Here is a 21913-nt window from a genome sequence, read left to right on the forward strand (position 1 = left end):
GGGCCCCCGGCCTTCTGGGGCGCCACCCCCCCGGGCGTCCCGGGGGGGTTTTGGGGCGTGGTATTTGGTTTTTTTGCGCCCCCCCCCCCCCGCCCCCCCCCCCCCCCCCCCCGGCGCCCGCCGGCCCCGCGTCCGCATCTGCCCGCGGGCCTTTTCGCGCGGCCGGACGCGGCGAGTCGCGGTTTCTGCGTCGCCGCGGGCCGTCCGGCGTGGAAAAGTAGTCGGCGATGCCGATCTCACCCGACCGTCCCGACGGTCGACCCGCCGGCTCGGGGGACCCGCTGGAGGCCACCGAGACCTCCGACGACGCTGCCCGCCGCACGCCCGGCGCCGCCACGGGCCCGGAAGACGAGCTCGACATCATCCGGGATCTCGCCCCGGCCGGCGTGCGCCCCGCGGTGCCCGGCCACACCACCGTCCGCGTCGGTCCGTCCGGTTCGCGGCCCGGCCCCGGCTCCGAGGCCAAGCCCGCGCAACCGGACCAGCACCGGCCCACGGTCGCGATCGATCCGCGCAACCATCCGACCGTCCGCGTCGACACCGGCAAGCACCCGACCGTCAAGCTGCCCGGCCAGCGCCGCCCGGCCGACTCCCGCAACCGCGCGCCCCTGCCGGTAGCCGCCGCCTTCGCGACCCTCTGGGCGGCGCTGCTCTCGTACGTGCCGGTGGCCGCGGTCATCGGGCTCGCGCGCAGCCTCGAGGGCCAGGGCGGTCTCGGCGGGGCCGCGCACGCCGGGCTCGCGGGGTGGCTGCTCGGGCACGGCGTACCCATTGGGACGTCGATCGGTCCGCTGGGCCTGGCGCCGCTGCTGCTCACTCTCCTGGTGGGCTGGCGGCTCAACCGTGCCGGCCTGCACGTCACCCGGGCCATCGGCGCCCGGCGCAGCGGATCACCCCGGGCCGCCGTGCTGGTCGCGGTCACCATCGGGGCCGCGTACGGAATCCTCGGTCTGCTGGCCGCCCTCGCCGTCGACGGCCGCGGCACGGACGTCTCACCCGGGCGCGCCGCGTTCCATCTCTTCCTCGCCGGGCTCGCCTTTTCGCTGATCGGCTCCCTGCGCAGCACGGATGCCCTGGTGGTGGTCGCCCGCCGCATCCCGCAACCGGCACGCCACGGCCTGCGCACGGGCGTCGTGGCGGCCCTGCTGATCCTCGTAGCCGGCGCCGCGTTCGCCGGACTGTCCATCGCAGTCGGCGGCGGTCAGGCCGCGGACATGATCGGCGCCTACCGGACCGGCGTCGCGGGCCAGACGGGCATCACCCTGATCAGCCTCGCCTACGGCGCGAACGGCGTCATCTGGGCGGCGGCCTACCTGCTCGGCCCCGGCTTCCTGCTGGGCACCGACTCCGCCGTACGCCTGACCGAGGTGACCGTCGGCCCCCTGCCGACCCTCCCCCTGCTGGCAGGCCTCCCCAACGGCCCGATGGGAGCGAGCGGCGCGGCGTTGCTGGCGGTCCCCGTCCTGGCGGCGATGGCAGCGGGCTGGCTGCTGACCCGCCGGCTGATGGGCGTGCACCACGTCGTGGGCGGGCACCTCCGGGACAACCGCCACCCGGTACGCCCCGGAGAGCCGGTGCCGGCCGAACCATCGTGGTCGCTGGTGCTCGCGTCGGCGCTGCTGGCGGGCCCGGTCGCGGGGCTGGTGCTGGGTGTGCTGTCGTGGCTTTCCGGCGGGTCGCTGGGCAACGGCAGGCTGGCGGAGATCGGACCGGTGCCGTGGCACGTCGCCCTGATCGCGACGGTGGTGGTCGGCGTGTCGTGCAGCATCGGAGCGGCGGCGGGACGGGCGTTCCGGGCGCCGGTCCACAAGTAGAACCGGGCCGACCGCGTCCCGGGCCGACCGAGCGTGGGTCGAGCTGGGGCGGGGCTTCGCGGCAGTTCGTTTGCTGGCGTGCGCCGAGTTGCGGCGGGGCTTCCCGGAGGCCCCTTTTGCCGGCCTGCGTCGAACCTGCCGCCCGGCCAGGGCTGTTCCTTCGGTGGCGTGCGCCGAACGGGCCGCTTGCTCCCCGGCCCCGCCTGCCGGGACGTGCCTCGTCGGGCGCGTCCCGGGGGTGGAAACGGCGACGGGCGCCCCGGCCGGAGCCGGAGCGCCCGTGCGGGCCCGCAGGATCAGGGCGAGGTGATGTTCGACAGCGCGCCGGTCGCGGCCAGGATGATGTTGATGATCAGGGCCAGGACGACGATGCCGAAGGTCACGTAGGCGAGCGTGGGCTGCTTGCCGACCTTGCGGGCCTCGAGCAGGCTCAGCACGCCGAACACGATGGCGAGCGGCCAGCAGCAGAACGCGAACACGATGCCGAGGACGCCCCAGAGCGTCGTCTTGTCGTTGCCGGCGGCAGCCGGGGGCTGCTGTCCGTAGTAGGGCGGTGGCGTCACGGGCGATTCCTCCAGATAACTCCGCGCTGGGGCGGTCGTGTGCAAATCCAGGCGCACGCGGACCATCGCGTGAGCGGGCGCAGCCTAACCGATGATCAGCTGTTTCCGCTGTCCGCGAATCGACCCGTTTGCGGCGGCGAACAGGCCCGGCGATAGGGTGCTCGCGTGACAGACCCCGCGCCCGCCCGCCTGGTCGTCCTCGTCTCCGGCTCCGGCAGCAACCTGCAGGCCCTCCTCGACGCCGCCGTGGATCCCGCGTACGGCGCGAAGGTCGTCGCCGTGGGCGCGGACCGGGACGGCATCGCCGGCCTCGATCGTGCCGCCGCTGCGGGAGTTCCCACGTTCGTGGACTCCGTCAAGGCGTATGCGACCCGGGACGACTGGGATGCCGCCCTCGCCGCGCACGTCGCCGAGCACAAGCCGGACCTGGTGATCTCGGCCGGCTTCCTCAAGCTCGTCGGCAAGCAGTTCCTCGCCGCGTTCGGTGACCGCTACGTCAACACCCACAACGCGCTGCTCCCCGCGTTCCCGGGCATTCACGGCCCGCGCGACGCCCTGGCGTACGGGGTGAAGATCGCCGGCGCCACCCTCTTCTTCGTCGACGCCGGAGTCGACACCGGGCCCATCATCGCCCAGGTCAGCGTGCCCGTGCTCGACGGCGACACGGAGGAGACGCTGACCGAGCGGATCAAGGAAGCCGAGCGCCGCCAGCTGGTGGAGTACGTCGGCAGGCTGGTCCGCGAAGGCTGGACCATCACGGACAGGAAGGTCACCATCCCATGAGCGCCGAAGGCCGACGCCCGATCAAGCGAGCGCTGCTGAGCGTCTACGACAAGACGGGCCTCGTCGAGCTCGCGCAGGCCCTGCACGCCGCCGGGGTGCAGATCGTGTCCACCGGTTCCACCGCGTCGACCGTCGAGGGTGCGGGCGTACCGGTGACCCGGGTCGAGGAGCTGACCGGTTTCCCGGAGTGCCTCGACGGCCGCGTCAAGACGTTGCACCCGCGGGTGCATGCCGGCCTGCTCGCCGACCTGCGCCTGCCGGCCCACGAGCAGCAGCTCGCCGAGCTCGAGGTGCAGCCCTTCGACCTGCTGGTCAGCAACCTCTACCCGTTCACCCAGACGGTGGCCTCGGGCGCGAGTGTGGACGAGTGCGTCGAGCAGATCGACATCGGCGGGCCGGCCATGGTGCGGGCGGCGGCCAAGAACCACCCGTCGGTCGCGGTGGTGACGGGCGTGGCGGCGTACCCGCTGATCCTGGACGCCCTGCGCGACGGCGGTTTCACGCTGACGCAGCGCAAGATGCTCGCGGCCCGTGCCTTCGCCGACATCGCGGAGTATGACGTCGCGGTCGCCAACTGGTGTGCGACGACCCTGGCCCCCTCGGAGTGGCCCGAGTTCGCCGGCCTGGCCCTCAAGCGGGACAACGCCCTGCGGTACGGCGAGAACCCCCACCAGCAGGCGGCCCTGTACGTCGACCCGAACGCGCCCGCCGGCCTCGCCCAGGCGCAGCAGTTGCACGGCAAGGAGATGTCGTACAACAACTACGTCGACGCGGACGCGGCCTGGCGCAGCGCCAACGACTTCACCGAGCCGTGCGTCGCGATCATCAAGCACGCCAACCCGTGCGGCATCGCGATCGGCGCGGACGTCGCCGACGCGCACCGCAAGGCCCACGCCTGCGACCCGGTGTCGGCGTTCGGCGGGGTCATCGCGGTCAACCGCGAGGTGACCCTGGAACTGGCGAAGCAGCTCGACGGCATCTTCACCGAGGTCGTCGTCGCCCCGTCGTTCGCCCCCGACGCGCTCGCGGTCTTCCAGGAGAAGAAGAACCTGCGCGTGCTGGTCGCCCCGGCCTGGAACCCGCCGCCGGCGGAGATCAAGCAGATCGGCGGCGGCGTGCTGGTGCAGATGGCCGACCGCATCGACGCCGAGGGCGACGACCCCGCCAACTGGACACTGGCGACCGGCGAGGCGGCATCGCCGGAGGACCTGCGTGACCTGGCGTTCGCCTGGCGGGCGATCCGCTCGGTGAAGAGCAACGCGATCCTGTTGGCGCACGACGGCGCCACGGTCGGTGTCGGCATGGGTCAGGTCAACCGGGTGGACTCGGCGCACCTCGCGGTCAACCGGGCCGGCGCGGACCGGGCCAAGGGCAGCGTGGCGGCGTCGGACGCGTTCTTCCCGTTCCCGGACGGGCTCGAGGTGCTGATCGCGGCCGGTGTCAAGGCGGTCGTGCAGCCGGGTGGGTCCATCCGCGACAACCTCGTGATCGAGGCCGCGGAGAAGGCCGGCCTCACCGTCTACCTGACCGGCACCCGGCACTTCTACCACTGACGTGCACGAGCCCGAGGTCGTCCGCAACCAGACCTTCTCCGGCAAGGACTGGGCGCTCGCCGACGTGGAACGCGCGGTGTACGAGGACTGCGCGTTCCACGACGTCGACTGGTCGGAGGCGCGGCTGAGCGGCTGCACGTTCACGCACTGCGAGTTCGGCAACGTCCGCTTCAACGCCGCCGAGCTGAGCACCTGCGCGATCCTCCAGTCGACGCTGCGCCGGTGCAATTTCTTCGACGCGAGGCTGAGCGACTGCAAACTCACCGGGAGCCAGTTCGTCGACTGTGGACTGCGTCCGCTGACCGTCGACGGCGGCGACTGGGGTTTCGTGTCGCTGCGTGGCCAGAACCTGACCGCCGTGAAGCTGGGCGGCCTGCGCCTGCGGGAGGCGGACCTCGAGGGGGCCGACCTGACCCGGGCCGATCTGCGCGGCGCGGACCTGTCGAACGCCCGGCTCAAGGACACGGTGCTGAAGGGCGCCGACCTGCGCGGAGCGGATCTGGACGGGGTCGCGCTGCGGGAAGCGGACCTCACCGGAGCGAAGATCGACATCGCCCAGGCGGGGCTGTTCGCCCGTGCGTACGGGGCGATCATCGGCTGACCTGCGGCCTCACGGGCGGGCGAGTGGCCTACTTCGCCGGATCCGGCCCTGCCGGGTATTGCGGCGTGAACCGACTGATACGGTCCGGAAAAACCGTCCCGCGGACTGGGAGTAAGAGCATGGGCAAGAAGGTCACCGTCGTAGGCGCCGGTTTCTACGGGTCCACGACCGCACAGCGTCTGGCCGAGTACGACATCTTCGAGACCGTGGTGCTCACCGACATCATCGAGGGCAAGCCGGAGGGTCTCGCGCTCGACCTCAACCAGTCGCGCCCGGTGGAGGGCTTCGAGACCAAGGTCATCGGCGCCACGACCGGCCCCAACGGCGAGGGTTACGAGGCCATCGAGGGTTCCGACGTCGTGGTGATCACCGCCGGCCTGCCCCGCAAGCCCGGCATGAGCCGCATGGACCTGCTCGGCGTCAACGCCAAGATCGTGCGCCAGGTGGCCGAGAACGTCGCGAAGTACGCCCCGAACGCCGTCGTGATCGTCGTCTCGAACCCGCTCGACGAGATGACCGCGCTCGCCCAGATCGCCACCCAGTTCCCCAAGAACCGGGTGCTCGGCCAGGCCGGCATGCTCGACTCCGCGCGCTTCACCAACTTCGTGGCCGAGGAGCTGAAGGTCCCGGTCGCCAGCGTGAAGACCCTGACACTGGGCTCGCACGGCGACACCATGGTGCCGGTCCCGTCCAAGTCCACGGTCAACGGCAAGCCGCTCGCCGAGCTGCTGCCCGCCGAGAAGGTCGAGGAGCTCGTCACCCGCACCCGCAACGGTGGGGCCGAGGTCGTGGCCCTCCTCAAGACCGGCTCCGCCTACTACGCGCCGTCCGCCGCGGCGGCTCGCATGGCCAAGGCCGTTGCCGAGGACTCCGGCGCGGTCATGCCGGTCTGCGCCTGGGTCGACGGCGAGTACGGCATCTCGGGCGTCTACCTGGGCGTCGAGGCCGAGATCGGTGCCGAGGGCGTGAAGCGCGTCGTCGAGACCGACCTCACCGAGTCCGAGCTGGCGGGCCTCAAGGAGGCGGCCGAGGCCGTGCGCGCCAAGCAGGCGGACGTCGCCGACCTCTGATCCACGTCGTCCGGCGCCGCACGCCGGCTTCGGAAGACCCTCTCGTCGAAGGCCGGGCCGTTTCGGTCCGGCCTTCACCCTTTTCCCGTACGGCTCCACACCGTTGCCAGGAGCAACACCGTGAGCAACGAGCCACAGCAGGCGATCCGCGTCATGGATGGGACCCTATCGACGCCGGCAGCGCCGCCCGGGGTTGTCCACAACGCGTGGTTATCCACAGGCCGTCCGGTCTCGCTGCGGCCGGGTCGCCGGGCATGCGAGGGTGTCAGGAGTGAGCGACGCCGAGCCCGAGGAGGATCAGACTGAGCGCGGCGGCCAGGATCGCGGCCGTCGACTTGGCGGCGAGCTCCGGTGACTGCTCCCGCAACACGTAGGCGGCCACCGGCACGACCGCGGCGGCCACGAGCCACAGGCTGTTCATCGTGACGGCGAGCAGGAACGCGAGCATCGCCGCCGCGATCAGGATCACCCTGGTCCGGGGCGGGTTGGGACGTTCGTCACGGTGCTCGGTGCGGTCCATCGGGAGAAAGCGTAGAACCCTCGCGCCAGGCCGGGGGCGACGGCGATCTTCAACCGACAGGCAGTACGCTCGTACTGCTAAGCATGAGTCCCGGGAGAGGAGCGCCGGCCGATGGCGAAAATCAAGGTCAACAACCCGGTGGTGGAGCTCGACGGCGACGAGATGACCCGGATCATCTGGAAGCAGATCCGTGAGCAGCTGATCCTGCCTTACCTCGACGTCAACCTCGAGTACTACGACCTGTCGATCCAGCACCGCGACGAGACCGACGACCAGGTGACGATCGACGCGGCCAACGCCATCAAGCGGCACGGCGTCGGCGTCAAGTGCGCGACGATCACGCCGGACGAGGCCCGCGTCGACGAGTTCGGGCTGAAGAAGATGTGGCGCTCGCCGAACGGCACGATCCGCAACATCCTCGGCGGCGTCGTGTTCCGCGAGCCGATCATCATGTCGAACGTACCGAGGCTCGTACCCGGCTGGACCAAGCCGATCATCATCGGCCGGCACGCCCACGGCGACCAGTACAAGGCGACCGACTTCGTGGCGCCCGGCCCGGGCAAGCTGACCCTGACCTTCACGCCGGCCGACGGCTCGCAGCCCATGGAGTTCCTGGTCAGCGACTTCCCGTCCGGCGGCGTCGCCATGGGCATGTACAACTACGACGAGTCGATCCGCGACTTCGCGCGCGCCTCGTTCCGCTACGGCCTGGCCCGCAACTACCCGGTCTACCTGTCGACCAAGAACACGATCCTCAAGGCGTACGACGGGCGCTTCAAGGACCTGTTCGCGGAGATCTTCGAGACCGAGTTCGCCGAGGACTTCAAGAAGGCCGGCCTGACGTACGAGCACCGCCTCATCGACGACATGGTCGCCGCCGCGATGAAGTGGGAGGGCGGCTACGTCTGGGCCTGCAAGAACTACGACGGCGACGTGCAGTCCGACACCGTGGCGCAGGGCTTCGGCTCGCTCGGCCTGATGACCTCGGTGCTGATGACGCCGGACGGCAAGACCGTCGAGGCGGAGGCCGCGCACGGCACGGTCACCCGGCACTACCGGCAGTGGCAGAAGGGCGAGAAGACCTCGACCAACCCGATCGCCTCGATCTTCGCGTGGACCGGCGGCCTCAAGCACCGCGGTGTGCTCGACGGGACCCCGGCCGTCACCGAGTTCGCGGAGACGCTGGAGAAGGTCTGCGTCGAGACGGTCGAGGGCGGCCAGATGACCAAGGACCTGGCCCTGCTCATCAGCCGGGACGCGCCCTGGCTGACCACCGACGAGTTCATGAACGCCCTGGACGAGAACCTGGCCCGCAAGCTGGCCTGATCCCGCTCCCGCAGAGGGCCCGCCGGCACCACGCCGGCGGGCCCTCGCGCGTCCACGGGGGAGTCGATGAGGCCGGGTGCGGTCGCGGGGTCGGTGACGCCGGGGCCGCGGTCGCGGGCTCGCGGAGTCGGTGGGGCTCGGGTGTGGGGGACGACCGCCTCATTCCTGCGGAGAGCCAGGGTCGCGAGCGTTCACACGGCCTATTTCCGTAAAACGGGCCGGTGACCCAAACGTGATGTTTAGGATGCGTAACCAGGGGGTACGCGGCTCGTTTCCCCTAGCAGAACGGATGACGGTCGCGTCGCACGAGGTGTCGCCCGCCGGTCCGGCAGCCTTGTCCCGGGCGCCGATCGGTTACCTCGAGCGTGGTGCGGCCTGTAGGCGGAACGCCTGCCGTCCCTTCCCTGCGGGGGGCCTTGTCCCGGGCCCCCCGCCCCCTAAATTCAGGCGGTCAGAGCGCGTCGCGCAGGATCTGCGCCGCCCTCTCCGGCACGATGTCGTTGATGAACGCGCCCATGGCTGATTCCGAGCCGGCCAGGAACTTCAGTTTGTCCGCTGCTCGGCGGATGCTGAAGAGCTGCAGGTGGAGGTAGCCGAGGTCGCGGCCGGGTCCGGTCACGGCCTGGTGCCAGGCCGCGATGTACGGCATCGGCTTGCCGAACAGGGCGTCGAAGCGCTCGAGGACGTCCAGGTACAGCTCGGCGAACGCGTCTCGTTCCTGGGCCGTCAGTGCCGGGATGTCCGGGACCTGGCGGTTGGGTGCGAGCTGCACCTCGAACGGCCAGCGGGCCGCGGCCGGCACGTACGCGGTCCAGTGGGCATTGGAGCCGATGACCCTGATCTCCGCCTTCTGTTCCGCGGCCAGGACGTCGGCGTAGAGGTTGCGGCCTCCGGTGCGGTCGGCGTGCTGCCGGGCCGCCTCGAGCATGGCCGCCGTGCGGGGCGGGACCACCGGGTACGCGTAGATCTGGCCGTGCGGGTGGCTGAGGGTCACACCGATCTCGATGCCACGGTTCTCGAACGGGAAGACCTGGGCCACGCCGGGCAGGGCCGACATCTCCTCCGTACGGTCGGCGAGGGCGTCGACCACCGTACGGATGCGTTCGGGTGACAGGGCTCCGAAGGAGCTGGTGTGGTCGCTGGTGAAGCAGACGACCTCGCAGCGGCCGACGCCCGGGCGGACCGGGACCATGTCCGTCAGCTCCGTGATCTCGTCCGGCTTCACCCGGTCGCTGAACGACGGGAACTGGTTCTCGAAGACCACGACGTCGTAGTCGGGCGCCGGGATCTCGCTGGCGAAGTCCGGGGTGGAGGGGCAGAGCGGGCACTTGTCCGACGGCGGCAGGAACGTGCGGGTCTGGCGGTGGGCCGCCACCGCGACCCATTCGTCGACGAGCGGGTCGTAGCGCAGCTGGGAGGTGGGCGGCGGCGGTGGCAGTTGCCGGGTGTCCTGCCACCGCATGCGGTCCTCGGCCGGGGATTCGTCGAAGTAGATCAGCTCACGGCCGTCCGACAGCTTGATCGCCGTCCGCTTCTCGATCACTGCGAGCTCACCACCACGAGTTCGTCGACCTGTTCGGCGAGGATCGCGCGGGCCGACTCGTCGAGGCCCTCGTCCGTGATCAGGACGTCGGCCCGGTGCAGCGGGACGATCGAGGAGATGCCGACCGTGCCCCACTTGGTGTGGTCGGCCAGGACGACGAGGCGTTCTGCCGCCTCCACGAGCGCCCGGTTGACGTCCGCCTCCATGAGGTTGGGCGTCGTGTAGCCGGCTCGTTCGCTCATGCCGTGCACGCCGAGGAACAGCATGTCGAGGTGGAGGGTGCCGATGGCGGCGACCGCGACCGGGCCGACCAGCGCGTCCGAGGGTGTTCTGGTGCCGCCGGTCAGCACCACCGTCTGGTCCGGGCGTCCCGCTCGGTAGAAGACGTCCGCGACCGGGATCGAGTTGGTCACCACGGTGAGTGCCGGGACGTCCACGAGGCGCTGGGCGAGGCCGGCGGTCGTGGTGCCGGCGGACAACGCGATGGCGTCGCCCGGTGAGACGAGGGCGGCCGCGCGCATGGCCATGGCCGCCTTCTCGGTGCGCTGGCGCACCGACTTCGCCGCGAAGCCCGGTTCGTGCGTCGAACCAGGGCTCACCGTGGTCGCCCCGCCGTGTACCTTCGCGAGAAGGCCCCGGTCCGCCAGGGACTCGAGGTCACGGCGGATGGTCATGTCGGACACGCCGTACTCGGCGGCGAGCTCGCTGACGCGGACGCCGCCGGCCGCACGGACCCGGTCCAGGATCGCGGCTTGACGCTGCTGGGCGAGCATCAGCAACCCCCCGAGGTGAACCGCACTATTTCGAACACGTGCGAACACTACCTGGTGATCGGGTGTGAGCAAAAGAGTGTGTTAGATACCTCGGCCGCGTTTGTGCAGGGCGGAGAGGACGTTCTCCACCTTCACCGCGCCGGTCATGGCCGCGAGGGCGATGGCCGTACGCGGTTCCTTCCAGTTGGCGCGGACCGCCTCCTTGCTGAACTGCCAGGCCTGGGAGCGGTTGCCGGTCGCCGCGGACCAGCACGCCAGCTGGCCGTACACGCGGGCCGCGCCCGGGCGGCAGCCGCTGATCTCGGGGTGGCGCTGCATCATCCACCTCAGCGACGAGATCTTCGTGGCGTACTCGTACGCGTAGTGCGAGGTGCGGCCCCACAACACCCGCACGAGCGGCTCGTCGAGGTGCACGATCGGGTTTCGGCGGGACGCCCGCAGCAGCAGGTCCCAGTCCTCGTTCTGGCTGCCCGGCGCGTCCTCGGCGACCAGGCCGATGGCGTCCTCGCGCAGCGCCTCGCGCCGTACGAGGAACGACGACGAGTGCAGCATCGCCATCCGCGAGCGGGCCAGCTCGTCGATGGTGACCCGGCTGCGCCCGGCCAGCCGGGGCGTGCACTTGCCCTCGTACTCGACCTCGATCGCACACGTGGCGAACTCGGCGTCGTCCTCGGCCACCAGGGCGGCGACCTGGCGGCGGAGCTTGTCGGGGGCCCACCGGTCGTCGTCGTCACAGAACGCCACGAGCTCGGTGTCCAGGGCCAGGATGCCGGTGTTGCGGGCGCCGGCCAGGCCGGACGTACGCCAGTTGGTCAGCACCAGGACCTGGATGCCCTCGGTGGAGGCGAGCAGGTAGTCGGGTTCCGTCTGGTCGTACACGACGACGATCTTGATCTCGCCCGGATAGCGCTGTTCGCGGACCGCGGCGATCGCCTTGCGCACGAGCTGCGGGCGGTTGCGGGTGGGGATCACGACGCCGACGGACGGCCAGTTCATCACGCCTCCTGGGGGGCTTCTGCGGGGTTGAGCGAATAGCCGTACGCGCGCAGCATCGGGGCGCACACCGCGCCGACGAGCCGCCGCTGGTTGCCGGGCAGGGCGCGGACCCAGGCGTCGTCGCGGCGCAGCGGCAGGCGCCCGACGGTGAAGCGCATGGGATTGCCGGCGGCGCTGTGGCCGACGCGCAGGTCCGCGTACCCGTCTCCGAGGAACGACAGGTCGCCGTCGGTGACCGGGACGCCGGCGTGGTCGGCCAGCTCGCGCAGGGTGCCGCGCGGATCGGTGAGGAACTGTTCGTAGCGGATGCGCCGGACCGGCACGCCGCGCCGCGCGAGCAGGCCGAAGGCCGCGTTGTGGGCGTTCCAGAGCAGCGCCGAGCGGCCGGGGGAGTAGCGCGTCATCTCCTCGCTGCCGTCCGTCTCCGGCCGGGCGACGGTCTTGGTCCACGAGTACGCGACCCCGCGCGCGTCCCGCACCACGTGCACGACCCGCAGGTCCACGTCCTCGGCCCAGCGCAGCACGTGAGCGAGCGCGCTGTGCTTGGAGGAGTCGACGACGACGGACGCGCCGGAGACCTCGGCCGCCGCGGCGTAGATCCGGGCGTAGAAGCTCGCGTATTCGCGGACGTCGGCGAGCTGGGCCGGGGGCAGCTGGGCCGCGGCGAGCCGGGGGATGAACCGGGTGCGTTCGACGGTGTCGCGCAGCGCGTGTACGCGGTCCACGTCGACGTTCTGCCAGCCGCCGTACGCCTGCTCGCCGACCCGCCGCCAGAACGTGCAGGCGGCGAAGCGTGCGCCGCACCCGCACCGCTCGTTGTCCCGGATGTCGCGCTGCCAGAGGTGGACGATCTCGCCGAGTGCGCACACCGAGGGCAGCTCGCCGAGCAGGCGTTCCACGAGCGTTGTCCCGCTCCGTCCCAATCCGCCCAGATAAACAACGCGTGCCACTTCTGCCCACCTTCGCTCGTTTCGCTCCTATAACGAGCGAACAAGCGCGAAGGAGGCGTTGGGGTGTCAATCGAGGCTTTCGACCGGGTCGAGCTCGACGGAACCGGCTTCGACCGGATCACCGAGGGCGAGGTGGTCGCCGTGGTCCGCGAGGCGATCTCGGCCGGGCGCGGGGGCCGGATCCTCACGCCGAACATCGACATCCTGCGGCAGTCGCGAGTGGACGACGAGGTGCGCACGTACCTCGACGATGCCGACCTCGTCGTCGCGGACGGCATGCCGCTGGTCTGGGCCAGCAAGCTGAGCGGCACGCCGCTGCCCGAGCGGGTGGCCGGTAGCAGCCTGATCTGGTCGCTGTCGCGCGGCCTGGGCCTCGACGGGCGGTCGATCTTCGTGATCGGCGGCAGCCCGGCGGGCGACGGTAAGGACGGCGCCACCCGGGCTGCCGACCGGCTCGCCGCGGAGTGCCCGGGCCTTCGGATCGCCGGAACGCTCTGTCCCGACTACGGCTTCGAGAACGACGAACAGGCGTACGCGGACCTCCGCGCGAAGGTCGCCGGCGCCGAGCCGGACCTGGTCTTCGTCGGCCTCGGCTTTCCCAAGCAGGAGGCGGTCGTCACGCGGCTGCGCGCCGAGATGCCGCAGGCCTGGTTCGTCGGCTGCGGCGCGGCGGTGAACTTCGTCGCCGGAGACGTCGAGCGGGCGCCGCGCTGGATGCAGCGCACCGGCCTGGAATGGGCTCACCGGCTCGGCACCGAGCCGCGCCGGCTGGCCGGGCGCTACCTCAAGCACGACGCCCCGTACGCGCTCAAGCTCCTGGCTCAGGCCCGTCGACGTTGAAGTAGGGGTCCCGGGTGAGCCGGGTGAAGGCCCGGAACGCGGGCCTGTCCCCGGCCAGCTGGAACTGCTGATTGGGCCCGTTCCCCGAGGGGTCCGACTCGAAGTAGACGACCGCCTTGATCTGCCGGTTGGCCTTGAAGGTGCGCTGGGCGTCCTGGAGCCAGGCCGCCCGGCCCGCCGAGCCCCACGCCTTCGCCACGCCGAACTCACCGATGATGATCGGTTTCGGGTGCTGCGCGGCGAACTGCAGGAACGGGCCCATGAGTTGGCCGATCGGCTGGAAGACGTTGCCGGCGTACACGTCCACGCAGGTCCAGTCGACCTGGTCGTCGCCCGGGTAGAAGGCTTGCGCGTCACCGCGGATGAAGCCCTCGGCGGTCGGGCACCACACCCAGGAGACGTTCCTGGCGCGCTCCTCGGCGAAGATCTCGCGGATGCGCTTGTACGCCGCGATGTAGTCCTCGGGCGACCACATCGTCGCGCGCAGGTTGGGCCGGTCCATCTCCCACCGGATGCGTAGCAGCACCGGCTTCTTCACCTTGCGGATCGCGCGCGCCTGCTCGCGGATCAGCTGGTCGTGCTCTCCCGCGGTGATCGAGCGGTTGTCGCCGGTCGCCCAGCTCACCATCAGCGTGGCGCCCCGGTCCAGGAACTCGGCGTCCGACGCGGTGCCGACCATCTGGTCGAAGCGGCGGTACGTGTTGACGATGTCCAGCGGCCGGCCGAGATCGTGCTCCAGGGCGTCGACCGCCTCCACGCGGCCGGCGTGGGTCAGGGCGTCCGGCTTGATCCACGCCCCCAGGTAGGCGCCCTTCGCCGGCGCCTCGAACGGTCCCGCCTCGAACGGCCCCGGATTCACCGCGACCGCGACCGGCGGGCTGGTCAGGTCGGGTGACGGCGTCGGCTCGGGCTCGGCCCGCCGGTGCGAGGTGCAACCGGCGAGCACGAGCGCGAGCAGCCCGGTCAGGGCGGCAGCACGGCGCACGGCGCTTACTTCTTCCGGCGCGCCGTGTACAGCACGTTGACCGCGAAACCGTCGGTGCCGGGCAGTGCGCGCGCCGCCGCGTCCGCGGCCCGGGCGAGGGGGATCTTGTTCAGCGACTCGGTCAGCATGGAGAAGCCGCGCCGCTCGACGATCTCGAAGCCGTGCCGGTCGAGCAGCTGCTCCACCTCGCCGTGCGAAAGCTCGGCGAACCACCGCTGACCGGAGTGCCGGCGGGCGCGCAGGTGCCGCAGGGAGCCGGCGTTGCCGTGGTTCTCCACCACCAGCAGGCCGGCGTCCGGTGTCGGCAGCGCCTTCGCGGCGAAGGCGATGGCCCGCTCGCGGACCTGCTCGTCGACGTTGAGCAGCAGCCGGAACATCGTGACGATCACCGGATGCCCCGCGGGCACCGGGTTCGGCACCGGGCCGTCGGCCGGGATCTGGTGCCACTCCGCCCGCGAGCCGACCTCCTCGGCCTTCGCCATCATCTCGGCCGACGTGTCGTAGCCGTGTGCCTCGCGGACCAGCCCGTGCAGGGTCCGGATGGCCCGGCCGGTCCCGCAGGCGAAGTCGTGCTGGACGGGCAGCTTAGCGCCGAACTCCCGCTGCACGAGCTTGCGCAGATACGCCTGCTGCCGCTCGTTGATCCGCGACGCGTAGCTGTCCGGCGCGTACGTGACGTGCTCGTACTTGGCGACGGCGTCGGCGTCCTGGAACACCTTGGTGTAGTCGGTGGTCAACCGGTCCTCCTTGACATGAGCTTGCGAGGCTTGAAGGCGTCGAGCGCGAGCGGTTCCCGCAGCAACCAGGCGCCGGCACCGAACACGGCCACGGCCAGGCCGGCCGAGAGCGCCAGGCCGAGGGGGCCGGTTCCGGTCACCGCGGTCACGATCCTGGGGAGTACGCCGAAACACCCGACCGACAACGCACCGGCGGTCAGCGTGCCGCGGCCGAACGGGTGCAGCCGCGCGGCGCGGGCCACCTGGACCAGGGGCAGCAGGTTGTTCGCGACCAGCGCGCAGGCCAGCCCGATCGCGGCGCCCGTCGCGCCGTACCGGGGAATCAGCAGTGCGTCGAGGCCGATCGTGACGACCAGAGCGACCAGGACGTTGTAGAGGTTCCACGACGTGCGCCCGGCCATCGCGAGAACCATGTCGACCATGCCGCACCCGGTGGCGACGAGCATCGCGCAGGCGAGCACCACGACCACCGGCGTCCCGCTGCGGTAATGGCTGCCGAACAGTCCGAGGTAGAGCGGCGCGAACAGGATCACCAGCAGGCTGATCGGCCAGGTCACCAGCACCAGCCAGCCGGTCGCCGTCCGGTAGAGGTGGTTGGCGGTGTCCCGGTCGCCGACCGCGAGCGCCTCGGCGAGCCGGGGCTGCACCGACTGCGAGATGCCCTGGTTGGCGAACTGGATGAGCACCACGAACCGCCCGGCGACCGCGTACACGGCGGCGGCCGCCAGGCCGCCCAGCGCGGCGACGAGCAGGACGTCGACCCGCTGCAGCGCGAGCTGCGCGACGCTGGCCAGCGCTCGCGGGCCGGTGAAGCGCCAGAACTCGCGGCGCAGGTCCAGGCGCTCGCTGCGGCGGGAGCGGAACCGCTCCGGCTTGCCCGCCAGATAGATCTTCCGCAAGGCGAGCGCCGCCAGGATGGACACCGGCAGGTAGGGCACCGCCCACGCGAAGGCGAACGCCGGGAGCGAGGCACCGGTCCAGAGGGCGGCCACCCCGGCCGCGCCGACGCACAGCAACTGCAGCGTGCTGCGCAGGACGCGGTCCAGGGTGACCGTGGGGCGCATCGCCTTGTACCCGCGGGTCGCCGTCAGCAGGGCGTCGGTGAGCGCTTGCAGGGGCAGGAAGACGGCGAGTGTCCGCAGCCCGGTGACCACGTCCGCCGAGCCGCCCGCGGTGAGGCGGGCGATCGGGGCGGCCCCGAACCACATCCCGGCCCCGAGCAGCGTCGCCAGCACGAGCACCGGGACGAGGCCGGTGCGCAGGCAGGCACCCAGCAGATGGTCGCGACCGGTGGCGCGCAGCCGGGCCGGCCAGTAGACCAGCCCGGTCTGGGTGCCCAGCTTGGCCAGACCGCCGATCAGCACGAACGCCGCCGTGGCCGCGAAGAACGCGCCGGCGTGCTCGGCGCCGAGGGCGCGCGCGACGATCCAGGTGACCACCACGCCGGTGCCGCCCGCGAGCGCCGATCCGGCCATGTTGGCCAGCCCGCCCCGCGCGACGCTCCGCGTCCCGTTCTTCGCCGGGGCCTCGGCCACCGCCGTCACGTCTGGCGCCAGATCGGGATACGCCCGAGCCACGTCATCAGGGCCTCGTCGTGCGAGGCGTAGTGGCTGCTGAGTTCTCGCCGGATACCGGGGTCCATGTCGGACTGCCGGGGCCGCGCGTTGTGCCGTTCGAACGGCGGGTGGCCGAGGTTGATCGGTAGCCCCAGGAACGCGCACACCTCGTCGTAGACCTGCTCCGGCTGGCTGAAGAACCGCTCGCTCTCCACCACGTGGATGCGTTCCCGGCCGACGTGCTGGGCCATGACGCTCAGGTATCGGGCGTACTCGCCGCGGGCCCGGTACGCCTGGTGCTGGTGGGCGAAGGAGTAGTACTTCGGGTCGGCCGCCAGCCGGTCCTCCTGGCGGTGCAGCCGGGCCGGCTCGAGGGCCAGCGCGTTGCCGAAGTCGCGTTCGTGCTCGAAGCCGCGCGCCACCTCGTGATGGTGCTGCGAGTACGCCCGCTCCACCGGGTCGCGCACCAGCACCACGAGCTTCGTACCGGGCAGATCGGCGGCGATCCGCGCGGCCGCCTGCGGGTGGTACATGTAGTACGGGCTCGACTCGAACGTCTGGGCCGGCACCCCGTACTGCTCGTAGACCTTGTCGGCCTGCTTCTGCAGCGGGAAGTGCGCCTTGTACCAGCCCATGCCGCGCTCGTACGAGACGTCGAAGTAGTGCACACCCTTGTGCAGCACGGCTTTCAGCACGGCCGGATGCGCTGCGAGCGCCCGGTAGAGCGACGTCGTGCCGCACCGCTGGCCGCCGCAGATGAGGAACGAGGGCGTCATGCGGCTGGGCGCGGTCAGCCGCCCGTAGGACCGCGACCCGAGGTGCACGACCCGCTTGACGGGCGCCGGAACCTTGCGAACATCCATCAGAGTGCCCTCCCGCCCTCGTGGCGTTGCGCTGCGTAGATCGCGAACGGGCTCACAGCTCCTCAACCCTTCGAATAAGTACGGGCAGCAGCCAAGTCCCCAACACACCCAGCCGAGCACCGGCCTCGGCCTGGCGGTCGGTCAGGTACCGGGCGGCCAGGTCGACCAGGTAGAGCAGCGCCGTCAGCTCCCGTGCCTCCGGGGCGACGCCGAACGGCTGGAGCAGCTCGTCGGCGCGGCGTACGGTCGCCTCGACGGCCCCGGCCGCGTCCCCGTTGGACTGGATCCGCCGCTGCAGCTCGTAGTGCACGGCGTCGAACCCGACCGGCACACCCTTGGCGAACCGTTCCCAGTCCCACACCAGCAGCGCGTCCGCGAGGTTCGCCATGTTCCACGGTGCCCAGTCGCCGTGCCATGCGCCGTACTGCAGGGTGGTGCTCCCGGAGTGCGTCGCGAGGAGCTCGGCCGCCGACATGAGGGCGGCCCCCTCGGACCGGTCCGTCACCGCGGCGAGCCGCCCGCGCAGCTCGGCCCAGTACGCGCTGCCGACCAGCGTCCCCGTGGTGTAGCCGCAGCAACCGGCGATGTCGACCATGGCGGCGGTGAGCCGGCGCGGGGTCAGCGGCGCCCGCGGCAGCCACACCGGCAGCGCCGACTGGATCAGCACCTGCGAGCCGCGCCACTGCCCGGCGTGCAGGACCGTCGGCACGGTCAGCTTGGTGAGCCCCACCGTGCCGAGCGCGGCCAGTGCGGCGGTCTCGGCCTTGACCAGGCGCTGCGTGAGCGGGCCGGTGCCGAGCTTGCCGAAGCCGAACGTTTCGCCGTCGGGGCTGATGAGCTGCAGCACCGGCTTGCGGTTGGCGCGTGCCGGTCCGATGTGGATGCTCACGGCCAGCTCCCGGCCCAGCGCCTCGCTCAGGTAGCCGTCGATGCTCTCCGACGCCGGGCCGGTGACCCGGATCCGGTCGCGCAGCAGCACGCTCGACGCGCCGGTGCGGACGGCGGCCACCACGGCGTCGCGCTTGAGCCGGGCCGCGCGGGACTGCGGCTCGGCGTAACGGCGGACCGCGGCGGCCGACACGCGGCGCGACGTGGTCGGTACGAGGAGCCGGGGCCGCCGCGCGTCCGGCACGACGAGGTACTCGGCGATCGGCTCGCCGCGCCGGTCGTCGGTCGAGCAGGGCTCCGGATAGAGCAGGGCGAGTACCTCCGCGAGGTACTGCGTGCGCAGCGCCGAGTCGCCGGCGGTCAGCTCCGCCGGCGCGGTCTTAACGGGCATGTGCGTCCCCCTCTATGTGGTTGCGCCACAGCAGCGCGTAGGCCAGGAACATGAACGCCAGCGGGGTGGGGGTCGCGTTGTACCAGAGCATCGCGGAGAACGAGCTCACGATGGCGGCGCTGCCCGCGATGCCGATCGCCGTACGGTCGCGGCGGAAACGCCACAGGCCGTAGCAGAAGAACCCCAGGTACGCGACCGTGCCGACGGTGCCGTGGGCGTACATCAGCTGCCAGAGCTGGCCGTTACCGCCGACGGTGAAGTTGCCGCAGCGCTCGCACTCCGAGCTTTCGCCGACCGCGATCGAGTTGCGGCCGCCGATGGTGTTGCGGGTCGAGCCGTAGCCGATGATCGGGGACTCGACGAAGCCGTCCACCGCCCGCTGCACCAGGAACGAGCGCACGCCGTTGGACTTGCCGTTGTCCAACCGGGCGTTGACCACGTCGCCCAGCGGGGTGGCGAGCAGGGCGATGACCAGCCCGGCGGCGGCCAGCCCGACCGCGCCGATGATCCACAGGCGGCCCATGAGGACGTACCGGACGGCGACGTAGAGGACGACGACGCCGATGCCGATCCAGAGGCCGCGGTTGAGGGAGACCACCGCGGGCACGATCGCGATCCCGAGGCAGAGCACGGCGAGCAGCTTGGTGCCGGCGCGGCGGGTCGCCCACGCGGCCACCACCAGCCAGCCCATCAGCAGGCAGAAGTTGTTGCCCCACGTGTTGGTGTAGCCCCACGGCGCGGCCGGCCGGGGCTTCTCGCCGCCGACCAGGTCCATGATCTGCGCCGCGTACGGGTGCACCAGCGACTGCACGAAACCCTTGCCGCGTACCCCGCTGGGCAGCAGCCACTCGACCGGCGAGGTGAACTCGAACCGGCCCGCGACCATGCCCAGCAGGCCGCCGGCCACAGTCACCACGAACAGCCAGCCGAGCAGTCTCACCAGGCGCCGCCGGGGCAGTTCCGCCTCGGTCAGATTGCCGGTGTAGACGAGCAGGACGGTCAGGGACGCGTACATGCCGAACCGGTAGACGACCGCGACCAGGCGGTCGGTCGCGTGTTCGACCACCGTCCCGGCCGGATCGGCGCCCAGCGCCGCGATGCTGATGACGACCGCCGCCAGGAACAGCGCCCACCAGCCGAACCCGGGCGGCAGCCGCAGCGCGCGCCCGGCCGCCCGCCGGCGCACCAGCATCACCAGCATCGGCACGGCCATGATCGGGAAGATCAGCACCCCGAGGCCGAGCGCCCACCACAGCGGATAGAGGGCGAGGATGCTCGCGGCCGGCCACGCCGGCAGCCAGGTGGGTCGTTCCGGTGCCCTGCTGTGTGCCGCCCGCTGCGCCGCGCCGGGGACGACCAGCGTCACTTCTTCTCGTCCGGCTTCTCGGTGGTCGTGACCGCCGAGGACGACGGCTTGGTGGCGGGTGTCAGGTCGATGATCGCGGTGACCTCCTCGGTGCCGTCACCTTGCCGCGGCGGCCGGACCGGACCACCCTGCGGCAGCCGCAGCGGCTGGGTCCGGTCGCCGTCGATGACCGCCGTCTCGTCCGGCTTCTGTGCGCTCAGCGCCACCACCGGCAGGTTCTCCGCGGCGGTGACGCGCGGTACGGCACTGAGCTGCGGCAGGACCACGGCCCCCAGCAGCGGCGTGCCGACGCGGCTCAGCTGCTCGGCGGCGTCCAGCAGGGCCGGGCGCTTGGCGCGGCGCAGCTCGACCGCCAGGATCGCCGCGTCGGCGAGGCTGGCGAGGCTCTGGGCGTCGGCGCTGCTGCTGGTCGACGGTGCCTCGATGACCACGTATCCGGTCTGGCGGCGCAGCGCGTCCAGGGTGTCGCGCAGCCGCTGGGACTGCATCAACCCGGCCGCGGTGGCGGCGCCGCCGGTCGTGATGACCCGCAGCGAGGGGATCCGGGGGGTGCGCTGCAGCGCCTTCGCCAGGCCGATCCGGCCCGCGAGCAGGTCGGAGAGCCCCGGCATCGCGGCCACCCCGAGCATGCGCGCCAGCGGCGCGGCATCGACCACGCTGTCCGGCAGGTGCGCCCCGATCAGGACGACGTCGCTTCCGGTACGCGCGAGCGCCGCCGCCAGGTTCGCGGCGACGAGCGTGGTGGCCGACCCGCGGCTGGCGCCGGTGACGACGATGATCTGGTCGCCGGCGTTGAGGCTGGCCAGCACCTCGTTGCGGAGCCGGTTGAACACCCGCCCGCCCGGCCCGTACGGCTGGAGCACGTCGTCGAAGTGCGGGGTGGTCCGCTCGTCCAGGGCGGCGAGGACCGGGATGCGCCCGCGGTCGCGTACGTCGGCGGCGGTCCGCAACCGGCGGTCGAACCGTTCGCGCACGAACGCCAGGCCCAGCCCCGCGAGCAGGCCGATCATCGTGCCGCCGGCGATGTTGAGCATCGCGTTCGGGCTGGTGGGCTCCTCCGGCAGGCGGGCGTCGCTGATGATGCTGCCGGCGCCGACCGTGGCGGTGGTCAGCACGTTGAGCCGGCCGGTCAGGTTGTTCAGCTGGTTCTGCGAGTTGTTCCGCAGACTCTCCAGGTTGCTGCGTTCGGAGCTGCCGTTCTCCGCCTTGGCCAGCCGGTTGTTGATGCCGGTCAGGTTCGTGGTGAGCTGCCGGACCTTGAGGTTCAGGGTCTTGATCTGCTGGTCCAGCCCGGAGCGGGCGGTCTCCTCGCGGTTGCGCAGGTACGCCTCCGCGAAGGCGTGCGACCCGGCCTGGGCGTCCTTCGGGTTGTCGGCCTCGAACCGGATCACCAGCACCGTGGTGTTGGCCGGCACCTCGACCGAGACGCTCTTGGCCAGCTCGATCGGCGAGACCGGGGAGCGCAGCAGCGCCGCCGCCTTCGCCGCCACCGCGCCGGAGCCCACGAGCTGGGCCTCGGTGTCGAGGTTGATCGTGCCCTTGGTCCGGCCGCCGGAGGCGTTGGTGTCCCCGTCGACGGCCTGGACCAGCACCGACGTGGAGGATTCGTAGACCTTCGGCAGTGCCTGGGTGACGGTCGCCCCGACCGCCAGGCCGGCGCCGGTGGCGGCCAGCACGACCCACCAGTGCCGGCGGAACACGCCCAGGTAGTGCGAGAGGTCGGCGGACACCGGGCGAGTCGCTTCCATCGGTACGGCGGCCCTTTCGCAGGCGGAGTAGGAGTTGTCGGCTATCG

At 71.6% G+C, this 21913-nt stretch carries 20 protein-coding genes; 7 read left to right on the forward strand and 13 right to left on the reverse strand.

Translation table 11 applies throughout. The annotated features are described in order from the left end of the window. Positions 1 to 227 precede the first annotated feature (227 nt). On the forward strand, positions 228 to 1814 hold the full coding sequence (locus tag ACIBO8_RS11880) for a DUF6350 family protein (RefSeq protein WP_396115125.1): 1587 nt from the start codon (positions 228 to 230) through the stop codon (positions 1812 to 1814). A 296-nt stretch (positions 1815 to 2110) separates the two neighbouring features. Here ACIBO8_RS11880 and ACIBO8_RS11885 read toward each other — a convergent pair whose 3' ends face one another. Further along, the gene (locus tag ACIBO8_RS11885) at positions 2111 to 2377 is read right to left on the reverse strand and encodes a DUF4190 domain-containing protein (RefSeq protein WP_396115126.1); all 267 of its coding nucleotides are present in this window, start codon (positions 2375 to 2377) and stop codon (positions 2111 to 2113) included. Positions 2378 to 2542: 165 nt separating this feature from the next. Between ACIBO8_RS11885 and purN the strand changes: the two genes are divergently transcribed. The 4 genes from purN to mdh all read left to right on the forward strand — a co-directional run bounded on the left by purN (position 2543) and on the right by mdh (position 6384). Further along, positions 2543 to 3160, forward strand: coding sequence for a phosphoribosylglycinamide formyltransferase (purN, locus tag ACIBO8_RS11890; RefSeq protein WP_396115127.1), 618 nt, complete (start codon positions 2543 to 2545; stop codon positions 3158 to 3160). Beyond that, complete coding sequence (purH, locus tag ACIBO8_RS11895; protein WP_396115128.1) at positions 3157 to 4713, forward strand: bifunctional phosphoribosylaminoimidazolecarboxamide formyltransferase/IMP cyclohydrolase; 1557 nt, start codon at positions 3157 to 3159, stop codon at positions 4711 to 4713. Before purN ends, purH begins: the two co-directional genes overlap by 4 nt. Position 4714: 1 nt before the next feature. After that, positions 4715 to 5314, forward strand: a complete 600-nt coding sequence (locus ACIBO8_RS11900) for a pentapeptide repeat-containing protein (RefSeq protein WP_396115129.1) — start codon at positions 4715 to 4717, stop codon at positions 5312 to 5314. A gap of 119 nt (positions 5315 to 5433) precedes the next feature. Further along, positions 5434 to 6384 carry a malate dehydrogenase gene (gene mdh / locus ACIBO8_RS11905; protein ID WP_396115130.1) on the forward strand — a complete coding sequence of 317 codons (951 nt, stop codon included), beginning with the start codon at positions 5434 to 5436 and terminating at the stop codon, positions 6382 to 6384. 265 nt (positions 6385 to 6649) lie between these two features. On the opposite strand, the gene ACIBO8_RS11910 is transcribed toward mdh, so the two are convergent. Further along, positions 6650 to 6904: a hypothetical protein gene (locus tag ACIBO8_RS11910; RefSeq protein WP_396115131.1), complete on the reverse strand. Its 255-nt coding sequence runs from the start codon at positions 6902 to 6904 to the stop codon at positions 6650 to 6652. A gap of 111 nt (positions 6905 to 7015) precedes the next feature. On the opposite strand from ACIBO8_RS11910, the gene ACIBO8_RS11915 reads away from it, so the two are divergent. Then, positions 7016 to 8230, forward strand: coding sequence for an NADP-dependent isocitrate dehydrogenase (locus ACIBO8_RS11915; protein WP_396115132.1), 1215 nt, complete (start codon positions 7016 to 7018; stop codon positions 8228 to 8230). A gap of 451 nt (positions 8231 to 8681) precedes the next feature. On the opposite strand, the gene galT is transcribed toward ACIBO8_RS11915, so the two are convergent. The 4 genes from galT to ACIBO8_RS11935 form a co-directional block, all read right to left on the reverse strand. Beyond that, positions 8682 to 9773 carry a galactose-1-phosphate uridylyltransferase gene (gene galT, locus ACIBO8_RS11920; RefSeq protein ID WP_396115133.1) on the reverse strand — a complete coding sequence of 364 codons (1092 nt, stop codon included), beginning with the start codon at positions 9771 to 9773 and terminating at the stop codon, positions 8682 to 8684. Further along, positions 9770 to 10546 (reverse strand): DeoR/GlpR family DNA-binding transcription regulator, encoded by a 777-nt coding sequence (locus ACIBO8_RS11925; RefSeq protein WP_396115134.1) that lies wholly within the window; start codon positions 10544 to 10546, stop codon positions 9770 to 9772. The genes galT and ACIBO8_RS11925 overlap by 4 nt, the downstream gene beginning before the upstream one ends. 81 nt (positions 10547 to 10627) lie before the next feature. Next, positions 10628 to 11542, reverse strand: a complete 915-nt coding sequence (locus ACIBO8_RS11930) for a glycosyltransferase family 2 protein (RefSeq protein WP_396115135.1) — start codon at positions 11540 to 11542, stop codon at positions 10628 to 10630. Continuing rightward, positions 11542 to 12492: a sulfotransferase family protein gene (locus ACIBO8_RS11935; RefSeq protein WP_396115136.1), complete on the reverse strand. Its 951-nt coding sequence runs from the start codon at positions 12490 to 12492 to the stop codon at positions 11542 to 11544. The genes ACIBO8_RS11930 and ACIBO8_RS11935 overlap by 1 nt, the downstream gene beginning before the upstream one ends. A gap of 63 nt (positions 12493 to 12555) precedes the next feature. Here ACIBO8_RS11935 and ACIBO8_RS11940 point away from each other — a divergent pair, with 63 nt between their 5' ends. Then, positions 12556 to 13332: a WecB/TagA/CpsF family glycosyltransferase gene (locus ACIBO8_RS11940; protein WP_396115137.1), complete on the forward strand. Its 777-nt coding sequence runs from the start codon at positions 12556 to 12558 to the stop codon at positions 13330 to 13332. Here ACIBO8_RS11940 and ACIBO8_RS11945 read toward each other — a convergent pair. From ACIBO8_RS11945 to ACIBO8_RS11975, 7 genes are read right to left on the reverse strand one after another with little or no spacing between them, the layout of a single operon-like run. Then, the gene (locus tag ACIBO8_RS11945; protein WP_396115138.1) at positions 13301 to 14317 is read right to left on the reverse strand and encodes a glycoside hydrolase family 26 protein; all 1017 of its coding nucleotides are present in this window, start codon (positions 14315 to 14317) and stop codon (positions 13301 to 13303) included. The genes ACIBO8_RS11940 and ACIBO8_RS11945 overlap by 32 nt on opposite strands. A 5-nt stretch (positions 14318 to 14322) precedes the next feature. Then, the gene (locus ACIBO8_RS11950) at positions 14323 to 15054 is read right to left on the reverse strand and encodes a methyltransferase domain-containing protein (RefSeq protein WP_396115139.1); all 732 of its coding nucleotides are present in this window, start codon (positions 15052 to 15054) and stop codon (positions 14323 to 14325) included. Then, positions 15051 to 16589 (reverse strand): lipopolysaccharide biosynthesis protein, encoded by a 1539-nt coding sequence (locus tag ACIBO8_RS11955; protein WP_396115140.1) that lies wholly within the window; start codon positions 16587 to 16589, stop codon positions 15051 to 15053. Before ACIBO8_RS11955 ends, ACIBO8_RS11950 begins: the two co-directional genes overlap by 4 nt. Before the next feature lie 5 nt (positions 16590 to 16594). Further along, on the reverse strand, positions 16595 to 17473 hold the full coding sequence (locus ACIBO8_RS11960) for a sulfotransferase family protein (RefSeq protein ID WP_396115141.1): 879 nt from the start codon (positions 17471 to 17473) through the stop codon (positions 16595 to 16597). A 52-nt stretch (positions 17474 to 17525) separates the two neighbouring features. Then, positions 17526 to 18752: a hypothetical protein gene (locus ACIBO8_RS11965; RefSeq protein ID WP_396115142.1), complete on the reverse strand. Its 1227-nt coding sequence runs from the start codon at positions 18750 to 18752 to the stop codon at positions 17526 to 17528. Continuing rightward, entirely contained in the window at positions 18742 to 20118 is a 1377-nt protein-coding gene (locus tag ACIBO8_RS11970; RefSeq protein WP_396115143.1) for an O-antigen ligase family protein, read from the reverse strand. Before ACIBO8_RS11970 ends, ACIBO8_RS11965 begins: the two co-directional genes overlap by 11 nt. Next, complete coding sequence (locus tag ACIBO8_RS11975) at positions 20115 to 21866, reverse strand: Wzz/FepE/Etk N-terminal domain-containing protein (RefSeq protein ID WP_396115144.1); 1752 nt, start codon at positions 21864 to 21866, stop codon at positions 20115 to 20117. Before ACIBO8_RS11975 ends, ACIBO8_RS11970 begins: the two co-directional genes overlap by 4 nt. Positions 21867 to 21913 lie beyond the last annotated feature (47 nt).

Source organism: Actinoplanes sp. NPDC049681 (assembly GCF_044465265.1).
GTDB lineage: Bacteria > Actinomycetota > Actinomycetes > Mycobacteriales > Micromonosporaceae > Actinoplanes.

Excerpts from the sequence above, each read along its gene's own strand:
- ACIBO8_RS11880 (WP_396115125.1), top strand. The coding sequence starts at position 228 with ATGCCGATCTCACCCGACCGTCCCGACGGTCGACCCGCCGGCTCGGGG.
- purH (WP_396115128.1), top strand. The coding sequence starts at position 3,157 with ATGAGCGCCGAAGGCCGACGCCCGATCAAGCGAGCGCTGCTGAGCGTC.
- mdh (WP_396115130.1), top strand. The coding sequence starts at position 5,434 with ATGGGCAAGAAGGTCACCGTCGTAGGCGCCGGTTTCTACGGGTCCACG.
- ACIBO8_RS11910 (WP_396115131.1), bottom strand. The coding sequence starts at position 6,904 with ATGGACCGCACCGAGCACCGTGACGAACGTCCCAACCCGCCCCGGACC.
- ACIBO8_RS11915 (WP_396115132.1), top strand. The coding sequence starts at position 7,016 with ATGGCGAAAATCAAGGTCAACAACCCGGTGGTGGAGCTCGACGGCGAC.
- ACIBO8_RS11925 (WP_396115134.1), bottom strand. The coding sequence starts at position 10,546 with ATGCTCGCCCAGCAGCGTCAAGCCGCGATCCTGGACCGGGTCCGTGCG.
- ACIBO8_RS11930 (WP_396115135.1), bottom strand. The coding sequence starts at position 11,542 with ATGAACTGGCCGTCCGTCGGCGTCGTGATCCCCACCCGCAACCGCCCG.
- ACIBO8_RS11960 (WP_396115141.1), bottom strand. The coding sequence starts at position 17,473 with ATGGATGTTCGCAAGGTTCCGGCGCCCGTCAAGCGGGTCGTGCACCTC.
- ACIBO8_RS11965 (WP_396115142.1), bottom strand. The coding sequence starts at position 18,752 with ATGCCCGTTAAGACCGCGCCGGCGGAGCTGACCGCCGGCGACTCGGCG.
- ACIBO8_RS11975 (WP_396115144.1), bottom strand. The coding sequence starts at position 21,866 with ATGGAAGCGACTCGCCCGGTGTCCGCCGACCTCTCGCACTACCTGGGC.